Here is a 15,028-nt window from a genome sequence, read left to right as displayed (position 1 = left end):
CACGCGACGTTACCCCCAACGCCGTGCCTGCCGACTCTCGCCGTCGAATCCACCCGGTGGAATGATGGAGACGTGCCACAGCCCACGCCTACGACCGGCGATGCCGAGGGCGCCGCCTCGGGACACTTGAGCGTTGGCAGCTTCCGCTTCTGGTTCGCGGGCGAGCGCTGGGAATGGTCCGACGAGGTCGCGCGGATGCACGGCTACGAGCCCGGGTCTGTCGTGCCGACGACGGAGTTGCTGCTGTCGCACAAGCATCCCGATGACCGCGAACACGTCCGTGATCTGCTCGATTATGCGGTGCAGTCGGGAGAATCATTCTCCAGCCGTCATCGCTTCATCGACACCGCCGGCGGTGAGCATGACGCGATCGTCGTGGCCGACCGCATCCTGGACGAATCGGGTGCGGTCGTGGGCACCGCGGGCTACTACATCGACCTCACCGATACGTTCGACGAGGCGCGCTCGGAAACCCGGCAGGAGGTGCTCGACGAGGCGCTGCCGGACTTGTTCGAGAACCGCGCGGCCATCGAGCAGGCCAAGGGCGTCCTGATAGCCGTCTACCGGGTCAGCGCGGATCAGGCCTTTCGGGTGCTGCAATGGCGGTCGCAGGAGACCAACGTCAAGCTACGCGTGCTGGCCAAACAACTCGTCAGCGAAGTCGTCAGCCTGCCGCCGCCGTCGCCGACCGTGCAAAGCCAGTTCGACCACGTGCTGCTGACCGTGCACGAACGCGTTCCGGTCGAATCCAGCCGCTGACGGGCCCGGCTAGGCCTCTTCCATCGCCTCGCCGAGCTCCTCGAGGACCTTGTTGTGGTGGTTGCTCGCCAAGAGGTGTCCGGCGGCGATGACCATGGCCACCGGCCAGTCGATGAGTTCGAACGCGGCCAGCGCCGCCAGACCCCCGTAATAGGCCATCTGCTCGGGCCGCGGAATCTCCAGCTGACCAAAAACCGGAAGATTTACGGCGAACGTCTCGCCTTCGCGGATTTTCTGCACCGCCTCGCTCTGCGAGGTCCCCCTGCGAGCCTTCTTTTCGGCCATCATTTGCCTTTCCGTAACTAAGCATTTGCCGTTGAGCCGGGTCGGGTGGTCAACGTCGGAGATATGTCGACGACCGACGTCCTGGCCGATCCGATGACTTCGACGGTAGCTTCTGTGCTGACCGTGCCCGTGCGGCAGCTATATGCCCTGCTCTGGCGTGTGGGCGTCGTGGAGATTGTGGAGACCGATCGGATGTCGTGCCGCGCACCTGAGCCCGCGCCGGCGGGCGGAGGGGGGCACAGCCGGGCAGTCGGCTGAGCCCGGTACTCACACATTCAGTTGGTGCTGCGCAATTGAGTGGTGCCCGCCCGGCGGCCCGTCGTCTTCTTGGCCGGCCGCTTGGCGGCGGCTTTCTGAGCCTTTTGCGGCGGCCGCTCCGTCGGAACCGGCTTGAGGTTTGCTTTCGCGGCCGTTGGCTGCGTATCCGGTTTGCGGTTCAGCCGCTGCAGCAACAGCGCGCCGCCACCGACCGCCAGCAGCACCGGCCACTCGACCAGGCCGGCGACACCGAGCGCACCGATGGCGAGCGCGGCCGCAGGCGTCGAATGACTGCCGGAATTGATTCCGCGCCTAATGCCTTCCGCGGCGCCGGTTACGCCGCCGACGATTCCGTTCACCGCGGCGCCGCCCACCGCTCCAGCGGTCGCCGTGGTGGCCGCTGCCGCACGATTCACCGTTTTGCCCATGCTGCGGACCGTTCCGCCAACGACACCCATAGCGACTCCCTGGCTTTAGATATCGCAAGCGTACGCCGGCTCTGGACTATTTCAACGGGAGCGAACGGCCATACGCATTCGGCTCAGCGTCTGATATCGATCAGCACGGGCGCGTGATCGCTCGGCGCCTTGCCTTTGCGTTCCTCACGGACGATCTGCGCATCGATCACGCGGGCGGCCAGCGCCGGCGATGCGAGGATGAAGTCGATGCGCATGCCCCGGTTCTTCGGAAACCGCAACTGGGTGTAGTCCCAGTAGGTGTAGACCCCGGGGCCGGGCGTGAAAGGCCTTACCACGTCGGTGAATTGAGCGTCGACGATCGCGTTGAACGCACGCCGCTCCGGCTCGGAGACGTGCGTGGCGCCGGCATAGAATTCGGTGCTCCAGACGTCGTCGTCCGTCGGGGCGATGTTCCAGTCCCCGACCAGCGCGATCTGCGCTGTCGGATCGTCGTGCAGCCACCCGGCGGCCGTATCACGCAGGGCGGCAAGCCAATCCAGCTTGTAGGTGTAGTGCGGATCGCCCAGGGCCCGCCCGTTTGGCACGTACAGGCTCCACACCCGAACACCACCGCAGGTGGCACTCAGGGCGCGGGCTTCCGCCGCGGCGGCCACCTCGGGCTTGCTACTCCAGCTGGGCTGCCCGTCGAAGCCGATCTGCATATCGTCCAGACCGACGCGGGACGCGATGGCGACGCCGTTCCATTGGTTGAAGCCGACGTGTGCGACCTCGTAGCCGAGTTCGAAGAACGGCAGGGCCGGGAACTGGCCATCGGCGCATTTGGTCTCCTGCATGGCCAGCACGTCGACGTCGGCGCGAGCAAGCCAGTCGACGACGCGGTCCAGGCGGGTGCGGATCGAATTCACGTTCCAGGTGGCGAGCCGCAGCCGCGGCGGGTCGCCGCCATCGATCACGCCGTCGGGCATGGCTAGACCGTATCGATTCTTCGGGCGGCCACGTAGCGGCGGCGGTGGTGCAGCCGAAAGCCGAGGGATTCCGCAAGCGCGATCTTGTCAGTGTCGTCGTCGCCGACTTCCACGTACGCGCGGGTTGCGCCCATGCGTGCACCCCAGGCCAGCAGCGCGGCCGCGTCATCCGCGTCGCGCACGGCCGAAAGCCCCACCCACCGGGTGCCGTCGGGCGCGTCGGTCACCGCGGCGCGCCAGCGCTCCCGCTGCTCTGGCGTCACGGTCGGGTCCGGCTGTGACGCTGGCGTGAGGCTCGACAGGTCGCGCACCGAGACGCGCTCGGTGTGTTCGGCCGCGAGGCCGGGCGGCGGCCGCAGCAACCGGTCGGGGAAGGCCAGCCACGCTGTCAGGGCACGCCGGTCGTACCAGTCGACGATCGCGGGGATGGTCGCGGTGCTGGCGGAAATATCCAGGGGCACAGCGGAAATTGACGCAAAGGACGGTATCGTCTCCGGCGCGCAGGAGCCAGCCGTCCAGCCACGTGTGTTCGTCCCCGGGGCAGGCCGCGGCGGCCGCGTGTTCGAGTGCCCGGATGGCCGACGCGCGCACCGGCGCGTCGGTCAGCACCCGCAGCGCCACCACGTCGGCGGGCGAGCACTCGACGACGGCGCCGGTTTTCGTGCGCACCCGCACCACCGGATCGACCGCCAGCAGGTGCCCCACCGCATCGGTCAGCGGCGGGACCGAACCGGCGGGGCGTCGGTACCGGACCGTCACCCGCGTTCCCGGCTCGGGCCACGAGATCATCAGTGGCCGAACGGGTCCGGCCCCTCGCCGGGTAACCACGACAAACCCGGGACGCCCCAGCCGTGCGACTTCACCGCGCGCTTCGCGGCGCGCGCGTGCCGGCCGATGAGCCGGTCCAGATAGAGAAACCCATCCAGGTGTCCGGTCTCGTGCTGCAGCATGCGCGCGAACAGGCCGGTGCCCTCGATGGCGACGGGGCTGCCGTCGGCGTCGAGTCCCGTGACCCGCGCCCACTTCGCACGGCCGGTGGGGAACGACTCGCCGGGAACCGACAAGCACCCTTCGTCGTCGTCCCCCGGATCGGGCATGGTCTCGGGGATTTCGGAGGTCTCCAGGACGGGATTGACGACCACACCGCGGCGGCGGTCCGTCAGTCCGCGGTCCTCGGCGCAGTCGTAGACGAACAGCCGCAGTCCGTAGCCGATCTGGTTGGCGGCCAGCCCGACCCCGTGGGCGGCGTCCATGGTGTCGTACATGTCGGAGATCAATGCGGCCAGCTCCGCCGGTAGCGAACCATCGGCGGCCACCGCCACCGGTGTCGTCGGGGCGTGCAAGACCGGATCTCCCACGATGCGAATGGGTACGACTGCCATGGTCGGCTAGCTTAGGCGGGGTGGACAACGGCTTGGGGGACAGCCGGGCAATCTTGGCGAATCCGCCGACTCGCGGGTCTGGATTACGGCTTGAGGGTTCGCGGCGTGGTTCAATATTCGCCGAAACATGCCCCTATGTAAGTCAAGTCATTCGCACAGTTTGAGAATCGCCGAGAAGGGTCCAGGGGAAGCGATATGGACAGCGCCATGGCGCGGGCAAATCGATCGGGGGACGACTCTGAAATCGCCGATGGGCTGACGCGCCGCGAACACGACATCCTCGCATTCGAACGTCAGTGGTGGAAATTTGCGGGAGTCAAGGAAGAAGCGATCAAAGAGCTGTTCTCGATGTCGGCGACGCGCTACTACCAGGTGCTCAACGCGCTGGTGGACCGGCCCGAGGCGCTGGCCGCCGACCCGATGCTCGTGAAGCGGTTGCGACGGCTGCGCGCCAGCCGCCAGAAGGCCCGTGCGGCGCGGCGCCTGGGCTTCGAGGTCACCTGACACCTGACGCGCCTTTGCAGGTTCCGGCCCGGTTCTAGCTACAGTGGGCTGCGATGAAAGAGCGCGTCCCCGACTCGACGGGGCTTCCCCTGCGGGCCATGGTGATGGTGCTGCTGTTCCTGGGCGTCATTTTCCTGCTGTTGGGCTGGCAGGCCCTGGGTAGCTCGGGAACCTCCGAGGACGACTCGGCGTCGCAGGTGTCCAGCGTGACCAGCACCACCTCGACGACGGCCTCGACGTCCGGTAAGCCCCCTGCGAACCAGGCCGAGGTGCGCGTGTACAACGTCTCGTCCAAAGAGGGCGTCGCCGCGCACACCAAGGACCAGCTCACCGGTGCCGGCTTCAAGGTCACCGAGGTGGGGAACCTGTCGATCCCCGACGTCGGGGCCACCACGGTGTACTACACCGACGCCGACGACGAGCACGCCACCGCCGATGCCGTGGGCAAGAATCTGAGCGCACCCGTCCAACCGCGCATCCCCGCACTCACCAACCAGCCTCCCGGCGTCATCGTGTTGGTGACGGGCTGACGTTCGCATCGCTGCAAATTCGGAGGTCGGCGGGCTAGGCTTCCGCTATGCCTAAGCACCGCAATGTCGCTGCCGCCGCCACGTTCGCGATCGCGTTGGTAGGTGCGTGCTCGTCGCCCCAACACGCGTCGTCGATCCCGGGTACCCCGCCGGCGATCTGGACCGGATCGCCCGCGCCGTCGGGAGGCTCGGGCGAGGAGGGGGCGCCCGCGGGCGCCGGCGCGGCGTCCGCATCGCAGCGCATGATCACCCATCTGAAGGCTCCGGACGGCGCGCAGGTCGCCACCGCGACGCTCGAGTTCGCCAATGGGTATGCCACCATCACGATCGCGACGACCGGCCCGGGTCAGCTTACGCCCGGCTTCCATGGCGTGCACATCCACAAGGTCGGCAAGTGCGAGCCCAATTCGGTCGCACCCACCGGCGGCGCGCCCGGCGACTTCCTGTCCGCCGGCGGGCACTTCCAGGTGCCGGGGCACGCGGCCGAGCCCGCCAGCGGTGACCTGACGTCGCTGCAGGTTCGCAAGGACGGTTCGGGGACGCTGATGACGACCACCGACGCGTTCACGATGGAAGACCTGTTGAACGGCGAGAAGACCGCGATCATCATTCACGCCGGCGCCGACAACTTCGGCAACATCCCGCGCGATCGCTACAACCAGACCAACGGCACGCCGGGGCCCGACGCGACGACGATGAGCACCGGCGACGCCGGCAAGCGGGTGGCCTGCGGTGTCATCGGTGCCGGCTAACAAGACCCGCGCTCGCATCGATTTCAAGCGCTCACCGCGGCCGACCATCGGCGTGGAGTGGGAGTTCGCGCTCGTCGACGCGCAGACCCGCGACCTGAGCAACGAGGCCACCGCCGTCATCGCCGAGATCGGCGAAAACCCGCGCGTGCACAAGGAATTGCTGCGCAACACCGTCGAGGTCGTCAGCGGTATCTGCGACTGCACCGGACAGGCGATCGAGGACCTGCGCGAAACACTGGGGCCGGCCCGCCGGATCGTCCGCGACCGCGGCATGGAGCTGTTCTGCGCGGGCACCCACCCGTTCGCGCGATGGTCCACCCAGAAGCTCACCGATGCGCCGCGCTATGCCGAGCTGATCAAGCGCACCCAGTGGTGGGGCCGGCAGATGCTGATCTGGGGTGTGCATGTGCATGTCGGAATCTCCTCGGCGCACAAGGTGATGCCGATCATGTCGTCGCTGCTGAAGTACTACCCGCACCTGCTCGCGTTGTCCGCCTCGTCACCGTGGTGGGGTGGCGAGGACACCGGATACGCCAGCAATCGCGCGATGATGTTTCAGCAGTTACCGACGGCCGGGCTGCCGTTTCAGTTCCAGACCTGGGCGGAGTTCGAGGGCTTCGTCTACGACCAGAAGAAGACCGGCATCATCGACCATATCGACGAAGTCCGTTGGGACATCAGGCCTTCGCCGCATCTGGGCACCATCGAGGTGCGCGTCTGCGACGGCGTGTCCAACCTGCGCGAGCTGGCCGCGCTGGTGGCGCTGACGCACTGCCTGATTGTGGACCTGGACCGCCGGCTGGACGCCGACGAGTCGTTGCCGACAATGCCGCCCTGGCATGTGCAGGAGAACAAGTGGCGAGCCGCCCGCTACGGCCTGGACGCGATCATCATCCAGGACGCCGACAGCAACGAGCGCCTGGTCACCGAGGATCTCCTCGACGTGCTGAACCGGCTCGAGCCCGTCGCGAAGTCGCTGCACTGCGCCGACGAATTGGCGGCGGTGGCCGACATCCCGCGAGTCGGCGCTTCGTATCAGCGGCAGCGCCGGGTCGCCGAAGACCATGACGGCGATCTGCGCGCCGTTGTTGACGCGCTCGTAAGCGAGCTGGACAGCTGAGCCATGGCGGATCTCGAAACCGTTGAGATGGCGATGTTTCCGCTCGAATCGGCGGTGCTGCCCAACCAGGATCTGCCGCTGCGGATTTTCGAACCCCGGTATGTCGCGCTGGTGCGCCACTGCGTCGAGGCCGATGATCCCTTCGGGGTCGTGCTCATCTCGCGCGGGCGCGAGGTCGGCGGCGGCGAGACGCGCTGTGATGTCGGCGTGTTGACCCGGATCACCGAATGCGTCGATCACGGCCTCGACCGATACGCGCTGCGCTGCCGTACCGGCGAGCGAATTCGGGTGCGCGAGTGGCTGACCGACGACCCCTACCCACGGGCGACCGTCACGCTGTGGCCCGACGAGCCGGGGGAGCCCGTGACCCACGCGCAACTGCACGACATCGAAGACCGGGTGATCGCGCTGTTCGAGCGGATCGCCGAAGCGCGCGGCGCGCAGCTGCCCGGCCGCGACGTGCTGCTGGGCTACGACGAAGCCGACGCCGACGACCCCGGCTCGCTGATGTTTGGGTTGGCGGCCCGCATTCCGATCGGGACCGCAGACCGGTACGCCGTGCTGTCCGCGCCGTCGGCGGCCGAGCGGCTCGCCGCGCTGCGCGAGGCCGTGGACACCGTCGCCGAGATGGTGGAGTTCCAATTATCCGAATGAATACCGACGTGACAGTTGAGATCAACGACGGCGTGGCGCTGCTCACGCTGAATCGTCCCGACCATCTCAACGCCTACACCGCAGAGATGGGTGCGCTGTTGAGTCGGGCGTATCGGGACTGCGACGCTGACGACCACGTCCGCGCCATCGTCGTCACCGGAGCCGGCGGCGCCTTCTGCGCCGGCGCGGACTTCTCGGGCAACATCTCGCCGTTCGACGCCCCGGGTGAGACATTCTCGGCATCGCCGATCGACCCGGCCGCCTTCGAATTGCGCAAGCCCGTGATCGCCGCGCTCAACGGCCACGCCATCGGCATCGGGCTCACCATCGCGCTGCAGGCCGACATCCGCATCGTCGCGGTCGACGCCAAATACGGTGTGGTGCAAGTGCGCCGGGGCGTGATACCGGACTGCATGTCGCACTGGACGTTGGCGCATCTGACCACGCTGGGCGCGGCCGCGGAGATATTGCTGACCGGCCGGACCTTCACCGGCGCGGAGGCCGTCGCGCTCGGCGTCGCCAATGCGGCGTTGCCCGCCGAACGGGTGCTCGCCCACGCGATGGAAATGGCGCGCGACATCGCGGTCAATGTCGCACCGATGTCCGCGGCGCTCGCCAAGCGGCTGCTGTGGGACAGCGCGATCAACAACTACACCCCGCGGGAGGTCGCGTCGCTGGAAACGCAGCTGCACCATCGGGTGATGGGAACCGCCGATGCCCGTGAAGGAGTCGCCGCGTTCCTGGATCGACGGCCACCCCGGTTCAGCGCGCGGCTTTCCGACGAGTGGACGGCTTTGCCGGCCCCGGGGCCGGAGCCGTGAGGGCTCACCGCGCCGCACACAACTTCTCGGAGAGCATCCACAACTGCGCCGCGCGCTGGGTGTCGCGGGCATAGGGCGCGACCGCGTCGCTGACACCGCAATCTTCGAGATACGATCCACCCCGGTCCGCCAGCTCGGGGCTCACCGCCGCCCAAACCTGGGTGGCCGCACCGTGTTCGGGCGTGATGACCTCCAGGCGCCCCGACGCGTGTTCGCGTAGCTGGGAGAAATCCAACCGGGACATATGGCGCGCCAGCGACGTGGCTACGGTGCCGGGATGGACGGCATACGCCCGGATTCCCATCTCGCGCAGGCGCCGGTCGGCCTCCACGGCGTGCAGGATGTTCGCCGTCTTGGACGCGCCGTACGCGGCGAACTTGTCGTAGTCACGGCCCTCCCAATTGGGATCGTTCAGGTCGACATCGCCCAGGAGGTGACCGCGCGACGACAGGATGACGATGCGGGCTTTCCCGGCGGCCGCCAGCCGCGGGACGAGGAGCTGGGTTAGTTCGAAATGCCCGAAATGATTTGTCCCGATCTGCATTTCGAAGCCGTCCCGCGTGCGCTCGAACGGGGTGAACATGACGCCGGCGTTGTTCATCAACACGTGGATCACCGGCGCGAGGTCGCCGATCGCCATGGCCGCCGCGCGCACGCTGGAAAGCGCGGTGAGGTCCAGGTGAACCGTCGACGTCCGCGCGCCGGGCACTTCCGCCCGTATCCATTCGGACGTCTGGGCCAGCGCGCCATGGTCGCGCGCCGCCAGGACCACGTGCGCGCCCGCGGCGGCCAGTGCCCGTGCCGACTCACGGCCCAGCCCGGACGACGCGCCCGTGATCACACATGCCTTGCCGGACAGGTCGATTCCCTCGACGACCTGAAGGGCCGTCGGGCGCTCGGTCATTGCGATCCGGCTTCCCGCTCGGCCAAAGACTTCAGCGTGAGCAGCTGCTTGCGCATCATCACCAGATCGCCGAGGGCCAGCGCGCGAGCGGGCAGCCGGGGCCCCGCGAACCATACGCGCGCGTGCAGCCGCGAGCCGGCCCCTTCCGGCCGGACCGCGTAGGTGACCGCGACGCCCTTGGACCGCAAGGTGATCTGCTCACCGTCGGTGAACGACTGCAAGGCGAACAAGGTCATGAATCGCTGTCCCACTTCGAGATGAACCAGTTCGGGGTCGCGCGCTCGAGGACTGCGCCGGCCGAGGTTGTCCAGGATGTCATAGCTATAGGGTGCTACGCGCAACTGGCACAGCCAGCAGAACACGATCGACGGCGGCGCGGCGATGCTGATCGCGCGGTCGGCCTGGACGCCGGCGCGCGGGCGCAATGCGTCGCAGGGCAGCGGCACGGTTCGTTCCGTTGGCCGCACACCCCAGGTCAGGCCCAGGTTCAAGGGGCGGCCACCAGACGGGCGGCGCGCTGCATCAGCCGCGGTGCGATGACCCGGTGCAGAGGGCCCACCACGGCCCAGACCGTTCGGGCGGCGACTTTGCGGTGATAGTGCACGTGAGTGGTGAGCGTGGCACGTCGACCGTCCTCGCGTCGCAGCGCGAGTTCGCCGCGCATCAGCGACCCGTTTGTCGTCAGCACGAGGACATCGGGGTCCGAATGCATGATCTGCCAACCGATTACGTGATTCGGTGAGGAGGGCGGACCTAGCCTAAATCTCAACACGTGGCGGTGGATCCACAGCACAACGCCTCCGCCGGGTTGGTCCCTCAGCGCGTCACGAAACATCTGTTCGGCGGTGCGCGAGTCGCCGTGCAGGATGGGGACCTCGAAGACGTCCGCGTAGTCGGCCGCGGTCTCGCCGGTTTCTGCCCGAGCCGCCAGTACGGCCGCGGCGATGCGTCGCAGCGTCCATCGCACCGCGACGCGATGCCCGCCGGTCCCGATCACCAGCGCGCGATAGGCCTTGCCGTGAATACCCGGAAAGTCCGCCCACGTCGCCGCCCGCAGCCGGGTCTGCCGCCCCGACTCGTCCAGCTCGAACACCCAGCGGTACACGGCGAACGGGTGGCGCCCCTTCAGCGCGAACCGCTCGGGTGGCCGCGCCTCGTCCAGCACGAAACCGGTCGGCACGGTGGACGGGTCGCGCGGGTCGCGGCACATCACGCGCAGCAGCGCCGACCACGTGTCGTCGCGATTCGCGTCAATGGTTATGGCATGCTCATCGATATAGGGTAATCGTTCCATATAGAAGGATCGTACTAGATCATGGCCCCACCGCGAAAGCATGAGACCGATGTGATCCTCGACGCAGCGCGGGCGCTGGTGCTCGACGGCGGACCGCGCGCGGCGAGCGTGGCGGCGATCGCGAAATCCAGCGGTGCGCCGGCCGGCACGCTGTATCACCGGTTTGGCAACCGCGACGGCATCCTGACGGCGGCGTGGCTGCGCGCGCTGGAACGTTTCCAGGCGCGAGCGATGGCGGCCGACGGGGAGACACCGATTGACACCGCCGTCACGATGGCCGTGGCGGCGATCAGCTTCGCGCGCGAACTTCCCGAGGACGCTCGGCTGTTGTTGACGATGCGGCCGGGTGATCTGCTCGACGGCGAGCCCGACGTGGCGTTCTCCGAGACACTGGCCGCGATGAACGCGCCGCTGATCCAGCGGGTTCGCGGCCTGGCGCGGGAGCTGTTCGGCAGCGGCAGCGCGCGGTGCATCGACGCGGTCGCCCGGGCGGTTGCCGACCTGCCGTACGCCGTGGTGCGGCGCCACGCGCACGACGATCCGATGCCGCGCTGGCTCGAGGCCGACGTGGCGGCGGCGGCGCGGGCGATGCTAGAGAGCTTTGGCGAACGCGCGTAGCGCGTCCACCTGGACCGGATCCAGCGAGGGGCGCACGGTTTTGCGGGCCGCCGCGAGGTCGGCCGCCGTCACGTCCGCGGCGTCGATGGACCGGCGCATCGCGCTCAGCGCGGCTTCTCGCAGCAGCGCCACGCAGTCGGCCGCGCTGTAGCCGTCGAGTTCCGCTGCTACGTCGTCGAGGTTGACGTCGGCGCTCAGCGGGATGGATTTGCCTGCGGTGCGCAGGATTTCGCGGCGGGCGGCGGCGTCGGGCGGTTCGACGAAGACAAGCCGTTCCAGCCGGCCCGGGCGCAGCAGCGCGGGGTCGATCAGATCGGGCCGGTTGGTGGCGCCCAGCACCACGACGTCACGGAGGGGGTCGATGCCGTCGAGTTCGGTCAGCAGCGCGGCCACCACCTTGTCGGTCACGCCGGAGTCGAAGCTCTGGCCGCGCCGCGGCGCCAGCGCGTCGATCTCGTCGAGGAACACCAGCGATGGCGCGGAATCGCGGGCCCGCCGGAACAGCTCGCGCACGGCCTTTTCCGAGGCGCCGACCCACTTGTCCATCAGCTCGGAGCCTTTGACCGCGTGCACGCTCAGCTGTCCGGTGCTGGCCAGCGCGCGGACCACGAAGGTCTTGCCGCAGCCCGGCGGGCCGTACAGCAGCACCCCGCGCGGCGGGTCGACGCCCAGCCGGGCGAAGGTGTCGGGATGCTGCAACGGCCACAGCACCGCTTCGGTCAGCGCTTGTTTGGCCTCGGCCATGTCACCCACGTCGTCGAGCGTGACGTTCCCGACGGTCAGTTCCTCGCTGGCCGAACGGGACAGCGGCCGGATGACGCTGAGCGCACCGACGAGGTCGGCCTGCTCCAGCTTGGGCGGCTGGCCGTCGGTGCTGGCGCGCGAGGCCGCCCGCAGGGCCGCTTCGCGCACCAGCGCGGCCAGGTCGGCGGCAACGAAACCCGGTGTGCGGCCGGCGATTTCGTCGAGATCGAGGTCGCCGGTGGGTACCGGCTTGAGCAGCGTCTCCAGCAGTGCCCTGCGGGTGGCCGCGTCGGGCAGCGTCAGGCCGAGTTCGCGGTCACACAGTTCGGGGGCGCGCAGCCGAGCGTCGAGCTGGTCGGGCCGCGACGAGGTCGCGATCAACGCGACTCCGTCCGTGGCCACCGCGATGCGCAGCTCGGCGAGGATGAGGGCGGCTACCGGCTCGGCGGCTTCCGGCAACAGGGCGTCGACGTCGCTGATCATCAGCACGCCGCCGCCGTCGCGGACCGTGGTCGCCGCCGCGGCCACGGCCTTCAACCGATCCTCGGCGGCCAGGGCGCCGACCTCCGGCCCGTCGAGCTCCACCAGCCTGCGGCCGGCGCTCACAGCGCGGACCAGCGTCGCCTTGCCGACACCGGCCGGACCCGACACCAACACACCCAAATTGGTCCCGGCGCCAAGGGTTTTCAGCAGATGCGGTTCGTCGAGTGCCAGCTTTAGCCATTCGGTGAGCTTGGCGGCCTGCACCTGCGCGCCCTTGAGGTCCTCGGCATGGATCGGCGGGTTCGCGAGGCTGGCCGATCCCCGGGCCGGCGCCGCGGCGGGGCTCAGGGGAACGCCGGTGCCCCAGGTGACAAGTGAGTTCGGCTGCACGCTGACCGGTCCGTCGGGGTCGACGGCGGTAACGGTCAGCAGCTCCGATGTCCAGCTGATCCCGACCGCCGACGCCAGCGCTCGGCTGGCCGCCGACGTCGACGTGCCAGGGCCCAGGTCGCGCGGCAGCAGCGACACCGCGTCGCCGACCGTCATCACCTTGCCCAGCAGAGCCTGCCGCAGGTTCGTCGGCGTGATCGACTGGGTGGTCAGCTTCGAGCCGGACAGCATCACCGACCGCGCGCCGTAGACGGTGACCGCGCTGACGATCACCGGGGTACCCTCGCGCAGCCCGGCGTTGGACAGCGTCACGTCGTCGAGCAGCACGATGCTCACCGGGATGTCCTGGTCGGCGAGGCCGGCCACCGCCGCCGTGGTCCGCGACCCGGTCAGCGACACCGCGTCCCATTCCCGGATGCCAAGGGCGGCAATGGCATTCGGGTGCAATCGGATGACGCCGCGGCGTGAGTCGACGGCCGAGGTGTTCAGCCGCGCGGTGAGTGTGAGCTGACGGCCCGCTTTATCACCGGCGTCGGGGTTCACGGCAGCCGCCTGCCCGGCTTGCGCAGCCCCAGCCGCGTCATCGATCGGCGGTTCGGGTGCGCCTGGCGGATCGCGCGCCGCGTCGCGCGCCGCTGCTTGGGTTCGTCGTCCCATGCCTCGGGGTGTGCGGCCAGCCAGCGCTGGCTGTGCACCGCGAACGGAACGTGGCACAGGTAGGCGACGATGATCACCCAGATCAGCATGTAGGGAGCCAGCACCGCGGCGGCCGCGGCGATGGCCAGCAGGGCCAGCAGCGGAGCAGCCCAGTTCGGCGGTACCGCGGCGGCGTGCATCTTGCGCATCGGGATCTTGCTGATCATGAGCGCGGACGTCCCGGTGATCCAGATGCACAGGAACGTCGCCGACGTCCACCAGCCCTCGCCGAACTGCAATTTGAGTCCGATCAGCCCGATCATCGAGATCGCGCCGGCCGGCGCGGGCATCCCGACGAAGAATTCATGCGCGTACGACGGCTGGGTCCCGTCGTCCTGCAGGGCGTTGTATCGGGCCAGCCGCAGCACCACGCAGACCGCGTACAGCAGCACGACGACCCAGCCCGCCGGCGACTTCGACAGCATGGTCACGTAGACAACCAGCGCGGGCGTCACCCCGAAATTCACCGCGTCGGCCAGTGAGTCGATCTCCGCGCCGAGCCGCGACTGGGCGTCGAGGATGCGGGCCACCCGGCCGTCCAGGCCGTCCAGGATCGCCGCCGCGGCGATCAATGCCATCGCGGCTTTCGGCTGATGCTCGAGGGCGAACTTGATCGACGTCAACCCCGCGCAGATGGACAGCACCGTCATTGCGCTCGGCAGGATCTGGAGGTTTACCGGCCGCCTCGCACGGGGCCTGCTGATCACGACAGTTCCGCCAGGACCGTCTCGCCGGCGACCGCTCGCTGCCCCACCTTGACAAGCGGCTCCGCGCCCGGCGGCAGGTAGGTGTCCAACCGGGAGCCGAACCGGATCAGGCCGTAGGTGTCGCCGATCGAAAGCTTGTCCCCGACGTGCGCGTCGCACACGATGCGGCGCGCCAGCAGACCGGCGATCTGCACCGCGACGACGTCGGCGCCGCCCGCCATCCGGATCCGCAGGCTGGTGCGCTCGTTGTCGGTGCTCGCCGATGCCAGGTCGGCCGACCCGAAGCGCCCCGGCCGGTGCTGCATCGCGATCACCTCACCGCTGACCGGTGCGCGCTGCACGTGGGCATCCAAGAGCGACAGGAAGATACTGACCCGCGGCAGGGGTGTCTGGGCCATGCCGAGTTCGGCCGGCGGGGCCGCGGAGTCGATCACGCAGACCACCCCGTCGGCAGGCGCAACGATGGCGCCGGGCCGGGCGGGCGGCACCCGCGGGGGATGACGGAAGAACCCCGCGCAGGCACCCGCCGCCAGCAGACCCGCGCGGCGCACCCAGCGGTGGTTGCGCCCGGCGAAGGCCACCGCCAGACCGGCGGCGATGAACGGTCGCCCGGCGGGGTGCACCGGCGGGATGGTGGAGCGCACCAACTCGACGACGTGTTGCGGGCCGAAAGTCGGATCCTCGGCGGTCGGGCCGATGGTGCGGGGGCGTCGTGCCACGCGGCCATCTTACGGAGCGACGGC

At 68.9% G+C, this 15,028-nt stretch carries 19 protein-coding genes and 1 pseudogene; 9 read left to right on the top strand and 11 right to left on the bottom strand.

Annotation, left to right across the window (positions count from 1 at the left end):
- Window positions 1-72: 72 nt before the first annotated feature.
- On the top strand, window positions 73-759 hold the full coding sequence (locus A5744_RS16180) for a PAS and ANTAR domain-containing protein (RefSeq protein ID WP_076062658.1): 687 nt from the start codon (window positions 73-75) through the stop codon (window positions 757-759).
- Between the two features lie 9 nt (window positions 760-768).
- Here A5744_RS16180 and A5744_RS16175 read toward each other — a convergent pair whose 3' ends face one another.
- Window positions 769-1,044: a hypothetical protein gene (locus A5744_RS16175; RefSeq protein WP_139329437.1), complete on the bottom strand. Its 276-nt coding sequence runs from the start codon at window positions 1,042-1,044 to the stop codon at window positions 769-771.
- 63 nt (window positions 1,045-1,107) lie between these two features.
- On the opposite strand from A5744_RS16175, the gene A5744_RS25235 reads away from it, so the two are divergent.
- Entirely contained in the window at window positions 1,108-1,302 is a 195-nt protein-coding gene (locus tag A5744_RS25235; RefSeq protein ID WP_076062654.1) for an Rv1535 domain-containing protein, read from the top strand.
- Window positions 1,303-1,319: 17 nt separating this feature from the next.
- On the opposite strand, the gene A5744_RS16165 is transcribed toward A5744_RS25235, so the two are convergent.
- The 4 genes and pseudogenes from A5744_RS16165 to A5744_RS16150 all read right to left on the bottom strand — a co-directional run bounded on the left by A5744_RS16165 (window position 1,320) and on the right by A5744_RS16150 (window position 4,068).
- A complete protein-coding gene (locus tag A5744_RS16165; protein WP_076062652.1) occupies window positions 1,320-1,760 on the bottom strand; it encodes a hypothetical protein in 441 nt (146 codons plus the stop codon).
- An 83-nt stretch (window positions 1,761-1,843) separates the two neighbouring features.
- Window positions 1,844-2,647: an exodeoxyribonuclease III gene (locus A5744_RS16160; protein ID WP_205866317.1), complete on the bottom strand. Its 804-nt coding sequence runs from the start codon at window positions 2,645-2,647 to the stop codon at window positions 1,844-1,846.
- A gap of 41 nt (window positions 2,648-2,688) precedes the next feature.
- A pseudogene (locus tag A5744_RS16155) lies at window positions 2,689-3,475 on the bottom strand (GNAT family N-acetyltransferase).
- A complete protein-coding gene (locus A5744_RS16150; protein ID WP_076062649.1) occupies window positions 3,475-4,068 on the bottom strand; it encodes a peptide deformylase in 594 nt (197 codons plus the stop codon). Before A5744_RS16150 ends, A5744_RS16155 begins: the two are co-directional and overlap by 1 nt.
- Window positions 4,069-4,263: 195 nt before the next feature.
- On the opposite strand from A5744_RS16150, the gene A5744_RS16145 reads away from it, so the two are divergent.
- From A5744_RS16145 to A5744_RS16120, 6 genes are read left to right on the top strand one after another with little or no spacing between them, the layout of a single operon-like run.
- On the top strand, window positions 4,264-4,572 hold the full coding sequence (locus A5744_RS16145) for a DUF3263 domain-containing protein (protein ID WP_046185798.1): 309 nt from the start codon (window positions 4,264-4,266) through the stop codon (window positions 4,570-4,572).
- A 53-nt stretch (window positions 4,573-4,625) separates the two neighbouring features.
- A complete protein-coding gene (locus A5744_RS16140; protein WP_076062647.1) occupies window positions 4,626-5,102 on the top strand; it encodes a LytR C-terminal domain-containing protein in 477 nt (158 codons plus the stop codon).
- 47 nt (window positions 5,103-5,149) lie between these two features.
- Window positions 5,150-5,854, top strand: coding sequence for a superoxide dismutase family protein (locus A5744_RS16135; RefSeq protein WP_076062646.1), 705 nt, complete (start codon window positions 5,150-5,152; stop codon window positions 5,852-5,854).
- Complete coding sequence (locus A5744_RS16130; protein ID WP_076062644.1) at window positions 5,844-6,974, top strand: glutamate--cysteine ligase; 1,131 nt, start codon at window positions 5,844-5,846, stop codon at window positions 6,972-6,974. The genes A5744_RS16135 and A5744_RS16130 overlap by 11 nt, the downstream gene beginning before the upstream one ends.
- A gap of 3 nt (window positions 6,975-6,977) precedes the next feature.
- Window positions 6,978-7,628: an LON peptidase substrate-binding domain-containing protein gene (locus tag A5744_RS16125; protein WP_076062642.1), complete on the top strand. Its 651-nt coding sequence runs from the start codon at window positions 6,978-6,980 to the stop codon at window positions 7,626-7,628.
- The gene (locus A5744_RS16120) at window positions 7,625-8,449 is read left to right on the top strand and encodes an enoyl-CoA hydratase-related protein (RefSeq protein ID WP_076062641.1); all 825 of its coding nucleotides are present in this window, start codon (window positions 7,625-7,627) and stop codon (window positions 8,447-8,449) included. Before A5744_RS16125 ends, A5744_RS16120 begins: the two co-directional genes overlap by 4 nt.
- A 4-nt stretch (window positions 8,450-8,453) precedes the next feature.
- On the opposite strand, the gene A5744_RS16115 is transcribed toward A5744_RS16120, so the two are convergent.
- Genes A5744_RS16115 through A5744_RS16105 form a run of 3 tightly spaced genes read right to left on the bottom strand, consistent with a single transcriptional unit; the run spans window position 8,454 to window position 10,647 of the window.
- A complete protein-coding gene (locus tag A5744_RS16115; protein WP_076062639.1) occupies window positions 8,454-9,353 on the bottom strand; it encodes an SDR family NAD(P)-dependent oxidoreductase in 900 nt (299 codons plus the stop codon).
- Entirely contained in the window at window positions 9,350-9,799 is a 450-nt protein-coding gene (locus A5744_RS16110; RefSeq protein ID WP_240563063.1) for a hypothetical protein, read from the bottom strand. Before A5744_RS16110 ends, A5744_RS16115 begins: the two co-directional genes overlap by 4 nt.
- A 41-nt stretch (window positions 9,800-9,840) precedes the next feature.
- A complete protein-coding gene (locus A5744_RS16105; protein ID WP_076062635.1) occupies window positions 9,841-10,647 on the bottom strand; it encodes a DUF2867 domain-containing protein in 807 nt (268 codons plus the stop codon).
- A 21-nt stretch (window positions 10,648-10,668) separates the two neighbouring features.
- On the opposite strand from A5744_RS16105, the gene A5744_RS16100 reads away from it, so the two are divergent.
- Complete coding sequence (locus A5744_RS16100; protein WP_076062634.1) at window positions 10,669-11,265, top strand: TetR/AcrR family transcriptional regulator; 597 nt, start codon at window positions 10,669-10,671, stop codon at window positions 11,263-11,265.
- On the opposite strand, the gene A5744_RS16095 is transcribed toward A5744_RS16100, so the two are convergent.
- The 3 genes from A5744_RS16095 to A5744_RS16085 are packed head-to-tail and all read right to left on the bottom strand — an operon-like array spanning window position 11,239 to window position 15,004.
- The gene (locus A5744_RS16095; protein WP_076062633.1) at window positions 11,239-13,425 is read right to left on the bottom strand and encodes an AAA family ATPase; all 2,187 of its coding nucleotides are present in this window, start codon (window positions 13,423-13,425) and stop codon (window positions 11,239-11,241) included. The two genes, A5744_RS16100 and A5744_RS16095, sit on opposite strands and share 27 nt — an antisense overlap.
- The gene (pssA, locus tag A5744_RS16090; protein ID WP_076062632.1) at window positions 13,422-14,285 is read right to left on the bottom strand and encodes a CDP-diacylglycerol--serine O-phosphatidyltransferase; all 864 of its coding nucleotides are present in this window, start codon (window positions 14,283-14,285) and stop codon (window positions 13,422-13,424) included. The genes A5744_RS16095 and pssA overlap by 4 nt, the downstream gene beginning before the upstream one ends.
- Window positions 14,282-15,004, bottom strand: a complete 723-nt coding sequence (locus A5744_RS16085; protein ID WP_076062630.1) for a phosphatidylserine decarboxylase — start codon at window positions 15,002-15,004, stop codon at window positions 14,282-14,284. The genes pssA and A5744_RS16085 overlap by 4 nt, the downstream gene beginning before the upstream one ends.
- Window positions 15,005-15,028 lie beyond the last annotated feature (24 nt).

This window comes from Mycobacterium sp. IS-1264 (assembly GCF_001954195.1).
Classification (GTDB): Bacteria; Actinomycetota; Actinomycetes; order Mycobacteriales; family Mycobacteriaceae; genus Mycobacterium.
This window is presented reverse-complemented; position numbering and strand designations above follow the sequence as displayed.

What these genes read in the sequence shown, in the direction of transcription:
- A5744_RS25235 (WP_076062654.1), top strand. Translation starts at nt 1,108, where the DNA reads ATGTCGACGACCGACGTCCTGGCCGATCCGATGACTTCGACGGTAGCT.
- A5744_RS16145 (WP_046185798.1), top strand. Translation starts at nt 4,264, where the DNA reads ATGGACAGCGCCATGGCGCGGGCAAATCGATCGGGGGACGACTCTGAA.
- A5744_RS16120 (WP_076062641.1), top strand. Translation starts at nt 7,625, where the DNA reads ATGAATACCGACGTGACAGTTGAGATCAACGACGGCGTGGCGCTGCTC.
- A5744_RS16150 (WP_076062649.1), bottom strand. Translation starts at nt 4,068, where the DNA reads ATGGCAGTCGTACCCATTCGCATCGTGGGAGATCCGGTCTTGCACGCC.
- A5744_RS16165 (WP_076062652.1), bottom strand. Translation starts at nt 1,760, where the DNA reads ATGGGTGTCGTTGGCGGAACGGTCCGCAGCATGGGCAAAACGGTGAAT.
- A5744_RS16175 (WP_139329437.1), bottom strand. Translation starts at nt 1,044, where the DNA reads ATGGCCGAAAAGAAGGCTCGCAGGGGGACCTCGCAGAGCGAGGCGGTG.
- A5744_RS16105 (WP_076062635.1), bottom strand. Translation starts at nt 10,647, where the DNA reads ATGGAACGATTACCCTATATCGATGAGCATGCCATAACCATTGACGCG.
- A5744_RS16115 (WP_076062639.1), bottom strand. Translation starts at nt 9,353, where the DNA reads ATGACCGAGCGCCCGACGGCCCTTCAGGTCGTCGAGGGAATCGACCTG.
- A5744_RS16135 (WP_076062646.1), top strand. Translation starts at nt 5,150, where the DNA reads ATGCCTAAGCACCGCAATGTCGCTGCCGCCGCCACGTTCGCGATCGCG.
- A5744_RS16125 (WP_076062642.1), top strand. Translation starts at nt 6,978, where the DNA reads ATGGCGGATCTCGAAACCGTTGAGATGGCGATGTTTCCGCTCGAATCG.
- A5744_RS16100 (WP_076062634.1), top strand. Translation starts at nt 10,669, where the DNA reads ATGGCCCCACCGCGAAAGCATGAGACCGATGTGATCCTCGACGCAGCG.
- A5744_RS16140 (WP_076062647.1), top strand. Translation starts at nt 4,626, where the DNA reads ATGAAAGAGCGCGTCCCCGACTCGACGGGGCTTCCCCTGCGGGCCATG.